Below are 18,592 nucleotides of genomic sequence, written 5' to 3' on the forward strand. Positions count from 1 at the left end.
CCGGGGCGTTTAGCGTGACTGTCATGGACGGTGAGCAGGACGTGCGCGGGGGAGGTTCGCCGCGCCGGTGGCGGCACGGGCCGCCGTGGTGGCGCGGTGCCGGCGGCGAAGGGCAGGGCGCCCGGTGGCCGTGGCCGTCCACCCTCCTGATCACGTTCTTCGTGCTCGGCGGGTCGAACTACGCGGCCCATCAGCAGGTCGGCGAGCGGGCCGCGCTCGATCCGTTCGCGCGGGCGCTGCTGGTGATCGGCTCCGGGCTCCTGCTGTGGCGGCACCGCCGGCCCGTGCTCGTCGTCTTCGGTACGGCGGCTGCCGCGATGCTGTACCTCGGGGCCGGATATCCCTACGGGCCCGTGTTCCTCCCTGTCGCCCTCGCCTGCTTCAGCGCCGTCGTGGCCGGACACCGCAAGGCCGCCTGGGCCGCGCTGGGGATGCTGTGGGCCGGGCACGTCCTGGTGGCCCACTGGCTCTACCGGTGGCTGCCGCCGTCCAAGGACTCGGCCGCCCCCTGGGGGCAGGAGGGCGTGATCGCCGCCTGGGTCGTCGCCATCGTCGCCGTCTCGGAGCTGGCCCGGACCCGCCGCGAGCAGTGGGCCCGGGAGCGGGCCGAGCGGGCCCGGGCCGCACAGCGCCGCGCCGACGAGGAGCGGCTGCGGATCGCGCGCGAGCTGCACGACGTCCTCGCCCACAGCATCTCCGTCATCAACGTCCAGGCCGGCGTCGGCCTCGCCCTCCTCGACACCGACCCCGAACAGGCCCGTACCGCGCTCACCACCATCAAGGCCGCCAGCAAGGAGGCGCTCGGCGAGGTCCGCCAGGTGCTCGACACCCTGCGCACCCCCGGAGACGCGCCGCGCGCCCCCGCTCCGGGCCTCGACCGGCTGCCCGAGCTGGTGTCCCAGGCGGCCGGCGCGGGCCTCACGGTCGAGGTGGAAGGAACGGCGCCGGGGCTCCCGCCCGGCGCGGACCTCGCCGCCTTCCGCATCGTCCAGGAGGCGCTCACCAATGTCGTACGGCACTCGGGATCGCGGCACGCGCGCGTGCGGCTCGATCACGACACCGACGCGCTACGGCTCCGTATCGACGACGACGGGCCCCCGACCGGTGCCGACGCGGGCGGCAGCGGCAACGGTCTGGCCGGAATGCGGGAGCGGGCCGCCGCACTCGGTGGCACGATCGAGGCGGGGCAGCGTCCCGAGGGCGGGTTCCGGGTGCTCGCCGTACTGCCGCTCAAGGTGAGGGCCAAGGAGGGCGACCGGTGATCCGCGTACTGCTCGCCGACGACCAGTCACTCGTGCGGGCCGGTTTCCGGGCCCTGCTCGACGCGCAGCCGGACATCGAGGTGGCGGGGGAGGCCCCGGACGGTGAGACGGCGCTGCGCAAGGTGCGCGAACTGCGGCCGGACATCGTCCTGATGGACATCCGGATGCCGCTGCTCGACGGGCTCGCCGCGACCCGGCGCATCACCGAGGACACCGCCCTGAAGGACGTGAAGGTGGTCATGCTGACCACCTTCGAGCTCGACGAGTACGTCTTCGAGGCGATCCGCTCCGGCGCCTCCGGCTTCCTGGTCAAGGACACCGAACCGGAGGAACTCCTGCGCGCCGTGCGGGCCGTGGTCGACGGCGACGCGCTCCTCTCGCCGGGGGTCACCCGCCGTCTCATCGCCGAGTTCGCGGCCCGCTCCAAGGAGCCCGAGGCCGAAGGCGCCCTCGCCGGACTCACCGAGCGGGAACGGGAGGTGATGGCCCTGGTCGGCATCGGCCTGTCCAACGAGGAGATCGCCCGCCGTCTGGTCGTCAGCCCGCTCACCGCCAAGACCCACGTCAGCCGCACGATGGTCAAGCTCGGCGCCCGCGACCGCGCCCAACTGGTGGTCCTTGCCTACGAGTCGGGGTTGGTGCGGCCTGGCTGGCTGGGCTGAGGCCGCTCCCGCCGGAAGCGCACCAGCACACTGATCACCCGGGCGACGAAGACCACGGGGGCGATCGTGAGCCCGACCCGCAGCAGCAACTTCTCGACGGTTCCCGGCAGTTCGAACAGCAGCGCCGGTCCCGCCACCGCCCCGAACAGCACCGCCGCCGCGAACAGCGCGCTGCACAGCGCGTATCCGGTCTCGACGGTGACGGCATCCCGCTCCGCCTGGTTCCGGCGTCCCCCGTACGTCTCCATCCTCCGAGTCTCACAGCCGGGTGTCCGGCGGAGCAAGCAGGCTCCGCCGGGCACCCGGTGTCGGAGGAGGCGTCCCCCGGTGCGCGCTAGTCGTGGACGACCACGCGCTCCGTCTCCTCCAGGGAGGTGGACTTGGCGACGACCACGCTCTCCTGCCGGCGCCGGACGCGCAGGCCGGTGAGCGAGATCAGCAGACCCAGGACCGCGATCCCGGTGACCACCGTCAGGGCGGGCAGGTAGCTGTCGAGCACGGCCTGCGGGGACGCGCCCTCCCCGGGGGCGTTCGCCGTCAGGACCGCCGTCACCACCGCGAGGAACAGCGCGCCGCCCACCTGGACCGAGGTGTTGAGCAGGCCCGAGACCATGCCCTGCTCGTGCTCGTCCACGCCGTTGGTGGCCTGGACGTTGAGCGACGGGAAGGTCAGCGCGAAGGCGGCGCCGACCAGCAGCATGGTCGGCAGGATCACCGCCGCGTAGACCGGGTCGAGGTCGATGCGCAGGAACAGCAGATAGCCGACGACCATCAGCGCGAAGCCCGCCACGATCAGCCGGGGGGTGCCGAACCGGTCGATGACGGTGCCCACCTTGGTGGCGGACAGGGCCACGAGCGCACCCGCCGGGAGGAAGGCCAGCGCGGTGTGCAGCGCCGACCAGCCGAGCAGTTGCTGCATATAGAAGGTCACCAGGAACTGGAAGCCCATGTAGCTGCCGAGGAATGTCAACGCACCCAACTGGGCCCGCACTTGGGGTCCCGAGCGGAGCACGCCGAGCCGGATCAGCGGGCTCGGGCTGCGCCGCTCGACGGCCACGAAGGCGGCCAGCAGGGCGAGCACGGCGACGAAGGAGAGGAGCGTGCGGGCCGAACCCCACCCCGCTGCCGGTGCCTGGACCACGGTGAACACGAGCAGCAGCATCGAGGCGGTCCCGAGGACGGCGCCGGGGATGTCGTAGCCGCCGGTGCTCTGCTCGCGCTCACTGCGCGGCAGCAGCCGCAGGCCGACGACGAGGGCGAGCAGGGCGACGGGGGCGGGCAGCAGCATGGTGTAGCGCCAACTGGCCTCCGTGAGCAGGCCCGAGAAGACCAGGCCCATTGAGTAGCCGGTGGCGCCGCAGGTGGTGTAGATGGACAACGCGCGGTTGCGCAGGGGGCCTTCGGCGAAGGTCGTGGTGATGATGGACAGGCCCGCGGGTGCGGTGAAGGCGGCGCTGAGGCCCTTGATGAAACGGCTGGCGATCAGCAGCGGGCCCGAGTCGACCAGGCCGCCGAGGAGCGAGGCGACCGCGAAGACTCCGAGGGCCACCAGGAAGACCTGGCGCCGGCCCAGCAGGTCGGCGGCCCGGCCGCCCAGGAGCAGGAGACCGCCGTAGCCGAGGATGTAGCCGCTGACGATCCATTGCAGCGTCGAGGTGGAAAGGCCCAGGTCGGCGCCGATGGACGGGAGCGCGACGCCGACCATCGAGACGTCGAGGGCGTCCAGGAACATCGCGGCGCACAGCACCAGCAGGGTGCCCCAGAGCCTGGGTGTCCAGCGGACCGCTGAGGACGGGTCCGCGGGGGTGGTGAGCGGAGAGGTCATGGCGAAGACATTACATGCGCATGCATTGAATGCAAGCACATTTAATTCCGATGCAATAATTCGTCTTCTCTGCTACGGTGCCGCGCATGGTGGCGAAGAAGCCCGAGCGGGCACTCGCGGAGCAGTGGCGGGACATCCTCGCGCTGCACGCGCGCACGCAGTGCGAACTGGACCGCGCTCTCCATCAACACGGCCTGTGTGCCAGCGACTTCGAGGTGCTGGACGTCCTCGCCGACGGCGGCTGCGCCTACCGTGTGCAGGAGATCTCCGAGCGGGTCCACCTGAGTCAGAGCGCGCTGTCGCGGCTGATCGCCCGGCTGGAGAAGGACGGACTCGTCGAACGCGGGATGTGCGCGGAGGACCGGCGGGGCGTACGCGTCTCGCTCACGTCCAAGGGGCGCGCGCTGCACCGTGACGCCCTGCCGGTGCAACGCGCGGTCCTCACCCGGATGTTGGAGCCCTCCTCCTAGCCCACGGCGGACTTCTCCCGCCACAGCCCGGCGACCGACCCGTCTCCGGTCACCCGCGGGAACGGCAGCCGGTTCCACAGCGCGAGATACAGCCGCGCGGCGGGCCCTGACACCTCGCAGTCGGCGTCCCCCGCCTCGCCGGGCTCGGTCGCGGGCGGCTCCTCGGTCAGTCGTACGGTCCACACGGCACCGTCCGTGTCGCCGGCCCGCACCCGCAGCACCCGGGGCTCGGTGCTGCGGAGCCGGCTCTTCGCGCGGGCGTGGAAGCCGCGCAGCAACTCGTCGATGCCGTCGGCCGCGAAGTCCCGCCCGGGTTCCTCGGGGGTGCCGCCGCGCGCCGCCTCGGCGTCGAAGCGGTGCACCGCCGTCTCGTGGGCCTGCCGCCGGGCCCAGAAGGCGAGCGGTGAGGGGGCGGGCAGGAAGTGCCAGCACCGGACGTCGGGTGCGGCGGAGTCCAGGGTGTCGACCAGGAGGCGGTGGCCGGTGCGGAACCAGCCGAGCAACTCCTCCCCGTCGAGGGCGGGTTCGTCGGGGAAGGGACGGAATTCGGTCAGCTCCTCGGCCACGAACGCCCTCGCCCAGCGGTGCACCGTGCCCGTGTGCCGCAGCAGGTCCCGCACCTGCCACTGCGGGCAGGTCGGCACCTTGGCGTCGGGGCCGGCCTGCTCGGCCGCCGCCGCGAGCGACTGGCCTTCACGGTCCAGGATCCGGATGAACTCGGCTGTCTCCATGAAGGGAGTGTGCCTGACGAGGCCGGGCGGCTGAACCTGCGGCGACTGCCCCTGCGGCGAGCACGGACCCGCCCGGGCAGGGGCTCCGCGCGGCGACCTTGCCTGGCCGCCGGTCCCTCCGGCCGTCGTGTGTGGCTGTGGAGCCTGCCTGGTCTCTGGCTCTGCCTGGCCACCGTGTGTGGCTGCGGACCCTGTCTGGTCACCGGCCCCGTCCGTCTGCCGTGGGTGGCTGCGGAGCCTGCCTGGTCTCTGGCTCTGCTCGTCCGCGGTGGGTGGCTGCGGAGCCTGCCCGGTCTTTGGCTCTGCCTGGCCACTGTGTGCGGCCGCTGACCCTGCCCGCCACCAGTGACACCGTTCAGCCCTCGCGCCCGGCCACCGACCTCGCGCCCGGCCAGGGACTCTGCCCGGCTACCGGCTCTGCCCGACCACGGGTCCTGCCCGTCCACCGGTTCTGCCCGGCTACGGCGCGCGGACATGGACCCGGCTCGGCCACCAACTCTGCCTGGCCATCGCGCACGGCTGCGGACCTCACCCCTCTCCCAGCTCTGCCCGGCCGCAGACCCTGCCCCGCCGCCGGCCCGGTCACCGGCCCCGCCCCCGGCCACTGCCCCCGCCCGTCTACCAGTCGCGGGCGGCCTGCAGTAGGTGGTCGCGGACCAGGGCCACGTGGGGGTTGCCGGAGGTGCCGGGGCGTTGCACCAGGAAGCCGGTGTTGATGGGCGGGTCGGCGGGGTCGTGCAGCAGGACCAGTGCGCCCGACGTCAGCTCCTCGGTGCACAGGTAGCGGGGGAGCACGGTGAATCCGGTTCCCCCGACCACCGCGGCCTTCACGCCGTTCAGGTCGGGCATGGTGAGAGCGGGCTGCCGTACCAGGCGGCGGCCGAAGACGTGCCGCCAGTAGCGGCGCACGATCGGCAGGTCCTCGGCGTAGGCGACGAGCGGGACGACGTGCAGCGCGGCCGCGAGGTGTTCCGGTGCGCCGATCCGCCGGGCCAAGGCGGGGGCGGCGACCAGGACGAACTCCTCGTCGTTGAGCGGCAGGGCCGTGAGCGTGCGGCCGCGTGGCCGGTACGTGGCGATCACCAGGTCGTGGCGGCCCGCCCGCAGGTCGTCCAGGAGCGGTTCGGTCAGACCCGGTGTGATGCGCAGTCGTAGCCCTGTGTCCACCAGGGGCGCGAGCCCGGGCAGGACGCACCGGGACAGCAGCTCGGCCGGGCCGGCGAGGTGCACCGGCTCGGCCGGGCCGTCCTCCGTGCTCCCGGCGGGCCCCGCCACCGTGGCGAGCGAGTCCAGGGGCTGCACGATCCGGGCGGCGAGCTCGTCCGCGTACGGCGCCGGGTTCACCCCCCGCGCCCGGCGCTCGAACAGCTCCCGGCCCAGCTGCCGTTCCAGAGTGCGGATCTGCGTGGTGACCGTGGGCTGGGACAGACCGAGGAGACGGGCCCCGGCGGTGAAGGAGCCGGTGCGGTACACGCTCAGGAAGGTCCGCAGCAGGTTCAGGTCGAGCGGCGCGCCGACGGGCGGCCCCGGCCTCGCATCCTCGGAGCCATTGGTGTTCCTATCCCTCATATGCGTGAGCCTATTGGATTTCTATAGCAGGGCAGGACTACGGTTTCACCATGTCGAAGATCCTCTTTGTGATGACCGGTGCCGACCAGTGGACCCTGGCCGACGGCACCCAGCACCCGACCGGCTTCTGGGCCGAGGAGGCCGTCGCCCCCTACGAGGCCTTCAAGGCCGCGGGCCACGAGATCGTCGTGGCCACCCCGGGCGGGGTCGTGCCGACCGTGGACAAGGGCAGCCTCGCGGCCGAGGTCAACGGCGGGCAGGAGAACGCCGACCGTATCGCCGGGGTGCTCACCTCGGCCACCGAACTCCAGCACCCGGTACGACTGGACGAGGTGAACCTCGACGACTACGCGGCCGTCTTCTACCCCGGCGGCCACGGGCCGATGGAGGACCTCGCGGTCGACGCTGACTCCGGCCGACTGCTCACCCGCGCACTGGAGAGCGGCAAGCCCCTCGGAGTCGTCTGCCACGCCCCGGCCGCACTGCTCGCCGCCACCAGGGCGGACGGTTCCAACGTGTTCGCGGGCCGCCGTGTGGCCGCCTTCACCAACGCCGAGGAGACCCAGGCCGGCCTCGCCGACAAGGCGAAGTGGCTGCTCCAGGACCGGCTCACCGAGGCCGGCGTCCAGGTCGAGGTGGCCGAGCCGTGGGCTCCGCATGTGATCGTCGACGGCAACCTGGTGACCGGGCAGAACCCGGCGTCCTCGGCGCCGCTCGCCGTCGAACTGCTGAAGAAGCTGGGCTGAGCGTCACGCCCCGTGCGTGACGGAGCGGTGGGCGGCCGGGCGGGGTCGAGCGGGGCCGAGTCTCTGAGGCTCCTCAAGTCGCTTGTCGCACACGGAACATGACCGCCACGATGTTCCGCATGCCGGGAATCGCGGGACTGAACAAGAAACACAACTTCGTGCTGCTCGTCCGGGACTCGGACGTCGTCGGGGCCGCCCTGCGCCAAGCGCTGGACGAAGCTTCGCCCGAGGAGCGCCCTGGGCTGGAACGCGCCGTGGCGCTCGTCGAGTCCACCGCCGCGGCCAACGAGACCGTGCTGCGCGCCCGCTGGGTCCGCTCACGGCTGGCCGCCGTCGGCTTCACGGGTGACATCGCCTCGGTCGCGGCGGTGCGGGCACTGCGCAAGGCGGAGCCCGGGCTGAGCCTGTTGGCGGCCGTGCAGTTGCAGAAGGAAGCGGTGGCCCATCCCGAGTGAACCGGCGTGATCCGGAGTGCTCCGGATGGGCCTGCCTGGCCTGTCGAATCCCGGAGAGTGCACCAGGCACCAGGCACCAGGTACCAGGCACCAGGTACCAGGTACCAGGCACCAGGTACCAGGTACCAGGCACCAGGCACCAGGTACCAGGCACCAGGCACCAGGCACCAGATCTTGGGCCGGCCCGGCCGTGGTCAGCCCGCTGCCGCACGTCGGGTCAGCGCTGCGATGGCCGCGGCGGTGGCGGCGAGTAGCGCGACACTGGTGAGGGCGGCGGGGAGGGAGAACCAGTCGGCCATGAAGCCGATGGCGGGCGGACCGAGGAGCATGCCGCCGTAGCCGAGGGTGGAGGCGATGGCGACCCCGTCGGGCCCGGCCAGCCTGCCCGCACGCTCGACCGCGACCGGGAAGAGGTTGGCCAGGCCGAGCCCTGTGATCATGAAGCCGAGCAGTGCCGCCCAGACGGAGGGGGCGAGGGCGCCGAGCAGCATGCCGAGCGCGGCGGTCGTGCCGCCGCCCACGAGCGTACGGGTCTGGCCGAGTCGTTCGAGCAGCCTGGTGCCGGTCAGCCTGCCGATGGTCATGGCCAGCGCGAAACACGAGTAACCGACCGCCGCGACACCCGGAGTGGCGTCCAGGTCGTGCTCCAGATGCAGGGCGCTCCAGTCGGCCAGGGCCCCCTCGCCGTAGGCCGTGCACAGGGCGATCAGGCCGAAGGTGACGACCAGGCCGCGGGTGCGGGGAGGGGCGGGGGCTGGGGCGGGGTTGCCCGAGAGGTGGGGTGCGGACCTCTGCTCCGGCTTGTCCTGCGTGGGCGTCGGGGGCGTCGGGGGCTCGATCCGCAGCAGGGTGCGGCCCGCGACGGCCGTGACCAGCAGTCCGATCACGGTGAGACCGAACAGGTGCCATGTGGGGGACAGGCCGCCGGCGACCAGCCCGCCGAGCCCGGCACCGAGCATTCCGCCCAGGCTGAAGGCCGCGTGGAAGCTGGGCATGATGGGCCGCCGCAGCACGCCCACCAGATCGACGGCGGCACTGTTGAACGCGACGTTGATGCTGCCGTACGCGGCACCGAAGACCAGCAGCACGGCGCCGAGTGCCGGCGCGGAGTGGGTCAGCGGCGGCAGGGCGACGCTGAGGGAGAGCAGGACGGCGCAGACGACGGTGACCCGGTGGGTGCCGTAGCGGCGGCACAGCCGTCCCGTGAGCATCATGGTGATCACCGCGCCGGCCGAGACACCGAGGAGGGCGAGGCCGAGGGCGCTGGCTGAGGCGCCGGTCTGTTCCTTGATCGCGGGGATGCGGACGACCCACCCGGCGAAGACGAAGCCGTCGAGGGCGAAGAAGACGGTGAGGGCGATACGGAGTCGGGTGAGGGAGTTGTCCGGCACGGTTATGCGTGTTCGCATTTTGTTTATAAGCGGCACAAAGTCAGCGTAGGTGTGTGCTCGATTGTCGGCAAGGGTGTTCGGGTGAGCGGACTTCTCGTGCGGAGGCCTCACCGGCACCTGCGTCGGTGGTGCGCGGTGGACGGGCTCTTCGGTCACCGCCATCAGATCTGCACCCGTCTGCATGCCAATTTCACTGCGTTACTGGTGAGTCGGGCGCGATGGCGTTGGATGCTGGATGACACGGGGCTGCCAGGTGGTTGGCTCAGGGCGGTTCCTTGTGGGTGGGAGGAGCGCTCCAGGTGGTTCTTGGCGTACGTGATGGCATGGCGGGTGCGGGTGCGGGTGCGGGTGCGAGTGCGAATGCGAATGCGGTTGAGATCGCGAGGCTCGGCGGGCTGTGGCGGGTGACAAGGCCCTGGCATCCGGGGTTACGGCCGTACTTACGCAGCTACGTCGGCTACTGGGAAGCGGTGGCCACCCCGTACGAGGCCCGACTGGTGCCGACCGGGCGGGCGACCGTGTTGATCAGTCTCGCGGAGCCGTTCTCGCAGGTGCTGCGGCTGGGTGTGCGGGGCGGGGGCAGCGGGCGTATCGGGTCGCTCGTGGTGGGGCTTGAGGACCGGCCGGCGATATGTACGCATCCCGGAGGCCAGGAGGCGATCCGGGTGGAGTTCACGCCACTGGGCGCGTATCGGCTGTTCGGCATGCCGATGAGCGAGTTGACGAACCTGGCCGTCGAGATACGGGATGTTCTGGGGCCAGGGGCCGGCGTGCTGGTGGAGCGGATGGCGGCCGCGCCGGACTGGGCCGCCCGATTCGACCTGCTGGACGAGGCGCTGCTCACCCGGCTCGAGTACGGCCCGCTGCCCACGCCCGAGGTGGCGCAGGCATGGCACCTGCTCTCCGGGAGCGCGGGGGCGATCCCGATCGCCCGGATCGCCGCCGAAGTGGGCTGGAGCCAGGGGTACTTGACCCGGCGGTTCACCCAGCAGATCGGGCTCGCCCCCAAGGCGTCCGCCCGGGTGCTGCGCTTCCGCCACGCCGTGGCGTTGCTCGGTCGCGGGACCGCGAGTCTGACCGAGGTCTCCACGGCCTGCGGCTTCTACGACCAGGCGCACCTCAACCGCGAGTTCCGGGCCATCGCCGGGACCACGCCGGGGCGGATGGTGGCCGCGCGCCGGGTGGAGGGGGCGATGGCTCTGTCCGGGAGTGCAAATTCTTCCAAGACCGCGACAGTGGCGGGCCGATAACGTCCCCGCTGGCACCACCGACGGCCGGTCGGATGGCGCGGGGGACCGTCCGACCGGCCTGGGCATGCGTCGAGGCTGCAGGGGTGCCGGCCTCGGCCGGGGTGTCTCTGGCGGATCGGGCACGGGATCGGTTGTCAACGGCGTGCGGCTGCACAGGAGTTCGTGGGCTCTGTGCCGTGGGGTTTCTCTGGAGCAGGGAGCAGGGAGCCGACGACGGCCGGTCGGATGGCGCGGGGGACCGTCCGACCGGCCCGGGCATGCGTCGAGGCCGCAGGGAGCGCCGGCCGCGGCCGATCCGTCCTCGTCGACTCGGGAACCGGATCGGTCGTCAACGGCGTACGGCTGCACAGGAGTTCGTCCGCTCTGCGCCGTGCGGCTCAATGGAGCAAGGCGCCGACGGTGTGAGAACTGCCCATGGTCCGTGGTGGGCGACCGCATGGACACATCGCCCGGTCCGAGGCGCCCCCACCCTCACCCCTGGCCGTGCAGCAGCACCGCCGACTCGATCTTCGAGCGCATCTCCCGCATCACGGCCACGATGCGCCCCTCGTGGTCCCCCGTGAGCCGCGACACCGGCACCGAGCAGCTGATCGCGTCGACGGCAGGTGTCTCGTAGCGCAGGGCGAACCCGATCCCGGCGATCCCGGCGACCGTCTCCTCCCGTTCGATCGAGTAACCGCGCGCCCGCACCTCGGCGAGATCGGCCAGCAGGGTGGCTCGGCTGGTGTGCGTGCCGGCCGTGAAGGCGCTCAACGGCTCGTCGCCGAGCGGGAGTTCGTCGTCGGCGCGCTCCGCGAGCAGTGCCTTCCCGAGTGCCCCGGCGTGCGCGGGCACCCGCCGGCCCACGCGGCTGATCGTGCGCAGGTACTCGTGCGACTCCCGGGTGGCGAGGTAGACGACGTCCGAACCGTCCAGCCGCGCGAGGTGGATGGTCTCGCCGAGTGCGTCGGACGCCTCGTCGAGATACGGCCGTACCGCGCGGACGCGCAGATCGCTGTCCAGATAACTCGTGCCGGTGAGCAGGGCGCGGATCCCGACGCTGTAGAGGGATCCGGTCGCGTCGGTGCGGACCCAGCCGCACTCCACGAGGGTCTGGAGGAGGGCGTACATGCTGCTCCGGGGGACGCCCAGTGCCTCGGAGAGTTCGCGCAACCTCGCGGGCCGTTCGCCCCGGGCGGCGAGCAGTTCGAGCACCGCGACGGTGCGGACCGCCGACTTGACCTCGGGTACGCCTGGGCGCTGCGACATGGGCCGATCGTAAAGCGATTCACGCAGACCCATTGACCGTTGGCGATTCATGCATCTAGCCTCCGTCCCCATATGTAGACGATGTCTTTGTATGAGGATCGTATTCAGCGGGATGACTTCGCGGAGTGCCCGGTGAACTCTCCTCACCGCCCTGCCAGTTCAAGGGAGAACTGACACATGCCGCTCGTGGTGGTCGGGATCAGCGTCCTGGTCCTGCTCTTTCTGATGACGAAGCTGAAACTGAACGGCTTCGCCGCCCTCCTGCTGGTCGCCGTGGGGGTCGCGCTGGTCCGGGGCATCGGCCTCGAGGACATTCCGGACGTGCTCTCCGAGGGGATCGGGGACCAGATCGGCGACACCATGCTCACCATCGGGCTCGGTGCCATGGTGGGCCGCGTGATGGGGGACTCCGGCGCCGCCCAACGCATCGCCGGCAAGCTCCTCGACGTGTGCGGACCGCGCTGGGTGCAGGTCGCCATGGTGCTGTCCGCGATGCTCATCGGCGTCACGATGTTCTACGAGGTCGCCTTCGTGATCATCGTGCCGGTCGCCTTCACCCTCGTCCGGGTCACCCGGGTCAACCTGCTCTGGGTGGGGCTGCCGATGTCGATCGCCCTGTCCACCATGCACAGCTTCCTGCCGCCCCACCCCGGCCCCACGGCCGTCGCGGCCACCTTCCACGCCTCCGTCGGACTCACCCTGTTCTACGGCCTGTTCATCGCCGTCCCGGTCGGCGCGTTCATCGCGCTGCTGTGGCCGCGCCTGCCGTTCGTCCGGCGGATGAACCCCGAGATCCCCAAGGGCCTGGTCAGCGAACGGGTCTTCGAGGAGGAGGAGATGCCGGGCATGGGCTGGTCGCTGGCGGTGGCCCTGCTGCCCGTCGTGCTGATCGCCGGTGCCGCGGTGACCGACCTGGCCACCTCGGGGGACAGTGCCGGACTGCACTTCGTCGCGTTCATCGGCTCCGCGCCCATCGCCCTGCTGCTCACCCTGCTCGTCGCGGTGTGGGTGTTCGGGCCGCGGATGGGACGCAGCCTGGCGGAGGTCAGCACCTCGTGCCGGGAGGCGGCCCAGGCCATGGCGATGATCCTGCTGGTCATCGGAGCGGGCGGCGCCTTCAAGAACGTCCTGGTCGAGGGCGGGATATCCGACTACATCAAGGACGCGTCCGAGGGCTGGTCCATCTCGCCCATCATCCTGGCCTGGCTGATCGCGGCCATTCTCCGCGTGGCCCTGGGTTCCGCGACCGTCGCCGTCGTCACCGCCTCCGGCGTGGCGCTGCCCCTGCTCGCGGGCGGTGGGGTCCACGCCGAGGTCATGGTGCTCGCGGTCTCCTGCGGGTCGATCGCCTTCTCGCACGTCAACGACCCGGGATTCTGGATGTTCAAGGAGTACTTCAACCTGTCCGTCATCGACGCGATCAAGGCACGCACCACCTATACGACGGTCCTCGCGATCCTGGGCCTCGGCGGTGTACTGGTCCTGGAACAGGTACTGGACGCCCTGAAGGTCTGACCCCTGATCCCCCACCTCTCCGGAAGGACTCCGCCCCGCATGAGCCAGCCCGTCGTCACGAAGTTCTCCGTCCACCCGGTGGCCGGCCGGGACTCCATGCTCCTGAACCTCTCCGGCGCCCACGCCCCGTACTTCACCCGCAACATCGTGGTCCTGGAGGACTCCGAGGGGCGCACCGGCCTCGGGGAGGTGCCGGGCGGCGACGGCATCACCCGGACCCTCCGCGACGCCGAGAGCCTGGTCGTCGGTGCCCGCGTCGGCGACTACAAACGCGTCCTGCGCGCGATCCACGACAGCTTCGCCGACCGCGACTCGGGTGGCCGCGGCGCCCAGACCTTCGATCTCCGCACGACCGTGCACGCGGTCACCGCCGTTGAGTCGGCGCTTCTCGACCTGCTCGGACAGCACCTCGACGTCCCGGTTGCCGCGCTGCTCGGCGACGGTCAACAGCGGTCTGCCGTAAGGGTCCTGGGCTATCTCTTCTACGTCGGCGACCCGGACCGCACCGACCTCGACTACGTCCGCGAGCCCGGCGCGGACGTCGACTGGTACCGCGTCCGGCGCGAGGAGGCGCTGACCCCCGAGGCGATCGTCCGCCAGGCCGAGGCCACCTACGACCACTACGGCTTCCGCGACTTCAAGCTCAAGGGCGGTGTCCTGCCGGGCAGCGAGGAGGTGAAGGCCGTACACGCCCTCAAGGAGCGGTTCCCCGAGGCTCGGATCACCCTCGATCCGAACGGCGCCTGGTCCCTGCGCGAGGCGGTCGAACTGTGCCGTCCGCTCGTCGGCACGCTCGCCTACGCCGAGGATCCCTGCGGTGCGGAAGGCGGTTACTCCGGCCGGGAGATCCTCGCGGAGTTCCGCCGGGCCACCGGGCTGCCCACCGCGACCAACATGATCGCCACGGACTGGCGGCAGCTGACTCACGCCCTTGCCCTGCAGTCGGTGTCCATCCCGCTCGCCGACCCGCACTTCTGGACCATGCAGGGCTCGGTCAGGGTCGCCCAGTTGTGCCACGCGATGGGCCTGACCTGGGGCTGCCACTCCAACAACCACTTCGACATCTCGCTGGCGATGATGACGCACTGCGGTGCCGCCGCCCCGGGTGAGTACAACGCCCTCGACACCCACTGGATCTGGCAGGAGGGCATGGAGCGGCTCACCGTCGAACCGCCTCGGATCACCGGTGGCGAAGTCGCCGTCCCCGACACGCCCGGCCTCGGGGTCCGGCTGGACCGCGATCGGCTCCAGGCGGCCGAGGACCTGCACGCGAAGGTGGCCTCGGCGGGCCGTGACGATGCCGCGGGGATGCGGTACTTGATCAAGGACTGGGCCTTCGACGCCAAGCGCCCCTGTCTCGTGCGCTGAGCGGGACGGGCGAGGGTCGAGAGGCGTCGCCGGATGCCGGAATCATTGACATGGTCAAGACAACTCATTAGCATCCGGGACGCTTCGGAAAGCGCTTTCCAGTTCATGCCTCGACTTTCCCCCCACGGGATCCACCCCCCACAAGAGGACCCCCACATGAACCCACGAAAGGCCGCGGTCGCCGCCGCGCTCGCCGCCGGGCTCCTGGCCGGCCCCGGCATCGCACAGGCCGCCGCGGCCGCCGCGCCCGCACCCCACGAGCAGGTCGCGGCGGCCACCATCACCTGGACCCTGGAGCGGGCGAGCAGCCCCACCGCGGACCAGCAGTCGGCGTACACCCAGATCACTTCGGCCATGAACGCCGCGGTGGCCCGCTACAACAACCTCAGCGATCTGGGGAAGTCCATCACCGTCCGCTACGACCCGAGCGTGCCCACCGCGGACGGCAACCTCAACGGAACCATCCGCTTCGGCAGCAACCGCAGTTACATGACCGAGCGCACCGCGCTGCACGAGATCGCCCACACCATCGGCGTGGGCACGAGCGCGGGCTGGTCCGCACTGGGCGGCAGCGGTACCTGGACGGGTGCTCAGGCGACCGCCCTCGTGCGGCAGTACGACGGCTCCTCGGCCAAGTTGTCCACCGGCGGCGGGCACTTCTGGCCCTACGGCCTCAACTACGAGAACGAGTTCTCCAGTACGGCGGCCGACCGCCACGTGCGGATCGTCGCCGCGATGGTGCGTGACGGTCTGTGATCTGAGGGGGTTGATGTCCGGGGGCGAAAAACCGCTCCCGGACACGGTGTTCGGGCGCAGGGCCCGCCCCTGAGGGGAAGGGCCTTGTCGTCCGGCACCACCCACGCGCACCGGAGGCACCCTTGGACGTCCACGGCACACCCGACCCTTCCTGGACCGGCCCGCTCTCCCGCCGCAGATTCCTCCAGGCCGCCGGCGTCACCGCCACCGCCGTCGCGGTGGTCGGTCCACCCGCTGCGGCCGCCCCCTCCCAACCGGCCACCCTCACCCTCACAGCCGCCACCGGCGGTTCCGCAACGCTCTCCCCGGCCGGCGACCGGCTGGTCGCCGAAGTGCAGAACGTGCTCTGGTCGATCCCGCGCACCGGCGGCACCGCCGTCGCGCTCACCCCGCCCGGCCTCGAACCCACCCGCCCGCAGTTCTCGCCCGACGGCAGCCGCCTCGTCGTGTGCGCCTACCGCGGCGGCGGCTTCCACCTGTGGACGCTGCGGCCCGACGGCGGTGAGGTACGCCGGCTCACCGACGGGCCCTGGGACGACCGCGGTCCCGCCTGGTCGCCGGACGGCACCCGGATCGCGTTCGCCTCCGAGCGCGGCGGCGACACCGTGACCGGCGGCCCGTACCGCGTCTGGGTCGTCGACGTACGCTCCGGAGCGCTGACCCGGCTCACCGGACACCCCGGACAGCAGGGCCCGGCGCAGGGCGGTGCCTGGGAGGACTTCGACCCCACCTGGTCGGCGGACGGCGAGCGCGTGCTGTTCGTGCGCGCGGCCGTCACCGCCTCGGGCACCCTGCGCGCCGACACCGTGGCCTCCGTCGCCGGCGACGGCTCGGGACCGGTCACCGTCGAGCACACCGACGACTCCGGCGCCCAGCTGATGACCCCGGCCGTCTCACCGCACGGCCGCCTCGCGTATGTGCGCACCACGCCCGCACCCACCGCCTCCTGCGCCCTCGTCGTGGACGGCGCGCCCGTCACCGTCGACGGCGACCTCCTGCCCGCCCCGCCCCGCTGGACCGACGGCGAACGGCTCCTGATCGCGGTGGACGGCCACTTCCGCCTCCTCGACCCCGAGGCACCCGCGGCGGGGGAGGAGATCCCCTTCACGGCCGCGATGCCCGTGGACCGGCCCCGCTACCGCGGCAAGGCGTACGACTTCGAGGGCGCCGGCATCCGGCCCGTGCGCTCCCTGCATCTGCCCGCGCTCTCGCCCGACGGCCGCAGCGTCGCCTTCGCCGCACTCAACTCCCTCTGGACAGCCGGGACTTCCGGCGGGCGCCCGCCCCGCAAGGTCCATCAGGTCCCGCGCACACGCTATGTGCTGGGACCGACCTGGACCCCCGACGGCACCGGTCTCCTCTACGCGGACGACCGGGACGGACTGTTCGCCGTGCGCCGCCGCGACCTCGACTCCGGCGAGGAGACCGTGCTCGCCGACGGCGGCCGGGTCTTCCCCGCGCTCTCGCCCGACGGAACCCGGCTGGCCTGCCTGGACATGTCCGGCAACCTGGTCGTGCGCGACCTGCCCGACGGCGACGAACGCACCCTCGCCGCCCCGCTCGGCGCGGGCGGTCTGCCCGGCCGTCCCAGCTGGTCCCCCGACGGACGGTACATCGCCCTGTGCGATCGCAACCGGCTCAACCAGCGCTTCCGCGAGGGCTACAACCTCATCCGGGTCGTGGACACCACCACCGGCACCGCCGCCCTGCACGCCCTCGCCCCGCACACCTCCCTGTCCGACCGCTACGACTCGGGCCCGGTCTGGTCGCCGGACGGCCGCTGGATGGCCGTCATCGCCGAGTCCGCCCTGTGGCTGCTCCCGGTCCACGCGGACGGCAGCCCCGACGGGAAACCGCGCCGCCTCACCACCGAGGCCGCCGACCACCCGTCCTGGTCGGCCGACGCCCGCACCCTGCTCTACCTCTCCGCGGGCGTCCTGCGCCTGATCGACGTCCGCAGCGGCAAGGCCCGTACCGTCAGGGTGCCGTTGGACTACCGGCGTCCCCGTCCCGCCGACATCCTCGTGCACGCCGGCCGGTTCTGGGACGGCACCGGACCGGACGTCCGCGAGGACGTCGACGTCCTGATCCGTGACGGCCGGGTCGCGGAGGTCTCCCCGCACCGCGCCGGGCGGCCGTCCGCACGCCGGTTCAACGCGAGCGAGCGCACCGTGCTACCGGGGTTGTGGGACGCGCACACCCACCCCTGGCAGAGCACCTACGGCGGCCGGCAGACCGCGCTCCAACTCGCCTACGGCATCACGACCGCCGTCTCCCTGGGCGGCTTCGCCTACGAGCAGGCCCGCATCCGCGAGGCCGTCGCCGCGGGCGCCCTCGCCGGGCCGCGGCTGCTGGCCACCGGCGAACTGCTCGACGGCGCCCGGGTCGCCTACAGCATGGGCCGCGCGCACCGCACCCCCGAGGGTCTGCGGCGCTCGCTGGCGCGCGCAGCGGCGCTGGACTGGGACTTCGTCAAGACGTACGTCCGTGCCCCGGGCTGGGTGATGAAGGAGGCCGCGGACTTCGCGCACGAACGGCTCGGGGTGCGCAGCGGCAGCCACCTCTGCACCCCGGGCGTCCAGCTCGGACAGGACCTGACGACCCATCTGCAGGCCACACAGCGACTGGAGTCCGGGCACGCCACCTCCGCCACGGGCCGCGCCCACCAGGACGTCCAGGAGATCTACACCGAGGCGGGCTTCCACCTGATCGCCACCCCGTTCACGGCGCTCGCCCTGCTGGGCGCCGACCCCGCGCTCGCCGCGGACCGCCGGGTGACCACCCTGATGCCGCCGTGGGACACCGCCCTGGTCCGTCAGCAGTCCGGGCAGCCGCCCACTGCCGCCCAACTGGCCACGCTCGACCGGGAGCTGGCCGTCTACCGGCGGATCCTGGCCGAGGGCGGGCTCGTCGCGCTCGGCACCGACCAGCCGCTCGTGCCGGTCGGCCTGCATCTGCACCTCGGCCTGCGGGCGCTGCACCGCGGAGGGCTCTCGCCGGCCGAGACCCTGCGCACCGCCACCGTGCTGCCCGCCCGCGTGTTCGGCGCGGACGCCGATCTGGGCACACTGGAGGAGGGCAAGCTCGCCGATCTCACGGTCGTGGACGGTGATCCCTTCACCGACTTCGACACCCTGATCCGCACGGTGGCGGTGCTGCGCGGGGGCGTGCCCTTCGAGCAGACGGACCTCGTGGACGCCTTCGACTCCGCGCGGCGCGCAGGCACGTCCTCCGGCGCGCCGTCCGATGCCTCGGCCGACGCGGAATGGCTCGAGGTGAGCCGGCAGCTGCGCCGTGAGGGCTGCTGCGACCCGGGGACCGCGCTGTGAAAGATGCCGAGAGAT

16 protein-coding genes are annotated in these 18,592 nt (G+C 72.0%); 10 read left to right on the forward strand and 6 right to left on the reverse strand.

The annotated features are described in order from the left end of the window. Nucleotides 1-23: 23 nt before the first annotated feature. Nucleotides 24-1,262: a sensor histidine kinase gene (locus tag RKD20_RS40205; protein WP_424881999.1), complete on the forward strand. Its 1,239-nt coding sequence runs from the start codon at nucleotides 24-26 to the stop codon at nucleotides 1,260-1,262. Then, entirely contained in the window at nucleotides 1,259-1,924 is a 666-nt protein-coding gene (locus tag RKD20_RS40210; protein ID WP_424882000.1) for a response regulator, read from the forward strand. The genes RKD20_RS40205 and RKD20_RS40210 overlap by 4 nt, the downstream gene beginning before the upstream one ends. On the opposite strand, the gene RKD20_RS40215 is transcribed toward RKD20_RS40210, so the two are convergent. Further along, complete coding sequence (locus RKD20_RS40215; RefSeq protein WP_424882001.1) at nucleotides 1,885-2,172, reverse strand: DUF6332 family protein; 288 nt, start codon at nucleotides 2,170-2,172, stop codon at nucleotides 1,885-1,887. The genes RKD20_RS40210 and RKD20_RS40215 overlap by 40 nt on opposite strands. An 86-nt stretch (nucleotides 2,173-2,258) precedes the next feature. Then, nucleotides 2,259-3,749 carry an MFS transporter gene (locus tag RKD20_RS40220; protein ID WP_424882002.1) on the reverse strand — a complete coding sequence of 497 codons (1,491 nt, stop codon included), beginning with the start codon at nucleotides 3,747-3,749 and terminating at the stop codon, nucleotides 2,259-2,261. Nucleotides 3,750-3,835: 86 nt separating this feature from the next. Between RKD20_RS40220 and RKD20_RS40225 the strand changes: the two genes are divergently transcribed. Further along, entirely contained in the window at nucleotides 3,836-4,219 is a 384-nt protein-coding gene (locus tag RKD20_RS40225) for a MarR family winged helix-turn-helix transcriptional regulator (RefSeq protein ID WP_020118276.1), read from the forward strand. Here the strand turns inward: RKD20_RS40225 and RKD20_RS40230 are convergent. Continuing rightward, on the reverse strand, nucleotides 4,216-4,950 hold the full coding sequence (locus tag RKD20_RS40230; protein ID WP_424882003.1) for a maleylpyruvate isomerase family mycothiol-dependent enzyme: 735 nt from the start codon (nucleotides 4,948-4,950) through the stop codon (nucleotides 4,216-4,218). The two genes, RKD20_RS40225 and RKD20_RS40230, sit on opposite strands and share 4 nt — an antisense overlap. Before the next feature lie 618 nt (nucleotides 4,951-5,568). After that, nucleotides 5,569-6,519, reverse strand: a complete 951-nt coding sequence (locus RKD20_RS40235; protein WP_424882004.1) for a LysR family transcriptional regulator — start codon at nucleotides 6,517-6,519, stop codon at nucleotides 5,569-5,571. 50 nt (nucleotides 6,520-6,569) lie between these two features. Between RKD20_RS40235 and RKD20_RS40240 the strand changes: the two genes are divergently transcribed. Next, nucleotides 6,570-7,265, forward strand: a complete 696-nt coding sequence (locus RKD20_RS40240; protein WP_424882005.1) for a type 1 glutamine amidotransferase domain-containing protein — start codon at nucleotides 6,570-6,572, stop codon at nucleotides 7,263-7,265. A 119-nt stretch (nucleotides 7,266-7,384) separates the two neighbouring features. Continuing rightward, nucleotides 7,385-7,720: a hypothetical protein gene (locus tag RKD20_RS40245; RefSeq protein ID WP_424882006.1), complete on the forward strand. Its 336-nt coding sequence runs from the start codon at nucleotides 7,385-7,387 to the stop codon at nucleotides 7,718-7,720. A gap of 194 nt (nucleotides 7,721-7,914) precedes the next feature. On the opposite strand, the gene RKD20_RS40250 is transcribed toward RKD20_RS40245, so the two are convergent. Next, nucleotides 7,915-9,129: an MFS transporter gene (locus tag RKD20_RS40250; protein ID WP_424882007.1), complete on the reverse strand. Its 1,215-nt coding sequence runs from the start codon at nucleotides 9,127-9,129 to the stop codon at nucleotides 7,915-7,917. Between the two features lie 305 nt (nucleotides 9,130-9,434). Between RKD20_RS40250 and RKD20_RS40255 the strand changes: the two genes are divergently transcribed. Next, entirely contained in the window at nucleotides 9,435-10,361 is a 927-nt protein-coding gene (locus RKD20_RS40255; RefSeq protein WP_424883433.1) for a helix-turn-helix domain-containing protein, read from the forward strand. Nucleotides 10,362-10,832: 471 nt separating this feature from the next. Here the strand turns inward: RKD20_RS40255 and RKD20_RS40260 are convergent, their stop codons facing one another. Beyond that, nucleotides 10,833-11,609, reverse strand: a complete 777-nt coding sequence (locus RKD20_RS40260; protein ID WP_424882008.1) for an IclR family transcriptional regulator — start codon at nucleotides 11,607-11,609, stop codon at nucleotides 10,833-10,835. Nucleotides 11,610-11,786: 177 nt separating this feature from the next. Here RKD20_RS40260 and RKD20_RS40265 point away from each other — a divergent pair, with 177 nt between their 5' ends. The 4 genes from RKD20_RS40265 to RKD20_RS40280 all read left to right on the forward strand — a co-directional run bounded on the left by RKD20_RS40265 (nucleotide 11,787) and on the right by RKD20_RS40280 (nucleotide 18,577). Then, nucleotides 11,787-13,124: a gluconate:H+ symporter gene (locus RKD20_RS40265; protein ID WP_424882009.1), complete on the forward strand. Its 1,338-nt coding sequence runs from the start codon at nucleotides 11,787-11,789 to the stop codon at nucleotides 13,122-13,124. Between the two features lie 39 nt (nucleotides 13,125-13,163). Then, nucleotides 13,164-14,492: an enolase C-terminal domain-like protein gene (locus RKD20_RS40270; protein ID WP_424882010.1), complete on the forward strand. Its 1,329-nt coding sequence runs from the start codon at nucleotides 13,164-13,166 to the stop codon at nucleotides 14,490-14,492. A gap of 156 nt (nucleotides 14,493-14,648) precedes the next feature. Continuing rightward, on the forward strand, nucleotides 14,649-15,248 hold the full coding sequence (locus RKD20_RS40275; protein ID WP_424882011.1) for a hypothetical protein: 600 nt from the start codon (nucleotides 14,649-14,651) through the stop codon (nucleotides 15,246-15,248). Between the two features lie 122 nt (nucleotides 15,249-15,370). Further along, the gene (locus RKD20_RS40280; protein WP_424882012.1) at nucleotides 15,371-18,577 is read left to right on the forward strand and encodes an amidohydrolase family protein; all 3,207 of its coding nucleotides are present in this window, start codon (nucleotides 15,371-15,373) and stop codon (nucleotides 18,575-18,577) included. The last annotated feature ends 15 nt before the right edge of the window (nucleotides 18,578-18,592 follow it).

Origin of the sequence: Streptomyces sp. SLBN-8D4 (assembly GCF_049739545.1) — a bacterium.
In the GTDB taxonomy this organism is placed as follows: Bacteria; Actinomycetota; Actinomycetes; order Streptomycetales; family Streptomycetaceae; genus Streptomyces; species Streptomyces canus_C.

Coding starts and splice junctions, on each gene's coding strand:
- RKD20_RS40205 (WP_424881999.1), top strand. CDS start 24: ATGGACGGTGAGCAGGACGTGCGCGGGGGAGGTTCGCCGCGCCGGTGG.
- RKD20_RS40215 (WP_424882001.1), bottom strand. CDS start 2,172: ATGGAGACGTACGGGGGACGCCGGAACCAGGCGGAGCGGGATGCCGTC.
- RKD20_RS40220 (WP_424882002.1), bottom strand. CDS start 3,749: ATGACCTCTCCGCTCACCACCCCCGCGGACCCGTCCTCAGCGGTCCGC.
- RKD20_RS40225 (WP_020118276.1), top strand. CDS start 3,836: ATGGTGGCGAAGAAGCCCGAGCGGGCACTCGCGGAGCAGTGGCGGGAC.
- RKD20_RS40230 (WP_424882003.1), bottom strand. CDS start 4,950: ATGGAGACAGCCGAGTTCATCCGGATCCTGGACCGTGAAGGCCAGTCG.
- RKD20_RS40235 (WP_424882004.1), bottom strand. CDS start 6,519: ATGAGGGATAGGAACACCAATGGCTCCGAGGATGCGAGGCCGGGGCCG.
- RKD20_RS40240 (WP_424882005.1), top strand. CDS start 6,570: ATGTCGAAGATCCTCTTTGTGATGACCGGTGCCGACCAGTGGACCCTG.
- RKD20_RS40245 (WP_424882006.1), top strand. CDS start 7,385: ATGCCGGGAATCGCGGGACTGAACAAGAAACACAACTTCGTGCTGCTC.
- RKD20_RS40250 (WP_424882007.1), bottom strand. CDS start 9,129: ATGCGAACACGCATAACCGTGCCGGACAACTCCCTCACCCGACTCCGT.
- RKD20_RS40255 (WP_424883433.1), top strand. CDS start 9,435: ATGGCGGGTGCGGGTGCGGGTGCGGGTGCGAGTGCGAATGCGAATGCG.
- RKD20_RS40260 (WP_424882008.1), bottom strand. CDS start 11,609: ATGTCGCAGCGCCCAGGCGTACCCGAGGTCAAGTCGGCGGTCCGCACC.
- RKD20_RS40265 (WP_424882009.1), top strand. CDS start 11,787: ATGCCGCTCGTGGTGGTCGGGATCAGCGTCCTGGTCCTGCTCTTTCTG.
- RKD20_RS40270 (WP_424882010.1), top strand. CDS start 13,164: ATGAGCCAGCCCGTCGTCACGAAGTTCTCCGTCCACCCGGTGGCCGGC.
- RKD20_RS40275 (WP_424882011.1), top strand. CDS start 14,649: ATGAACCCACGAAAGGCCGCGGTCGCCGCCGCGCTCGCCGCCGGGCTC.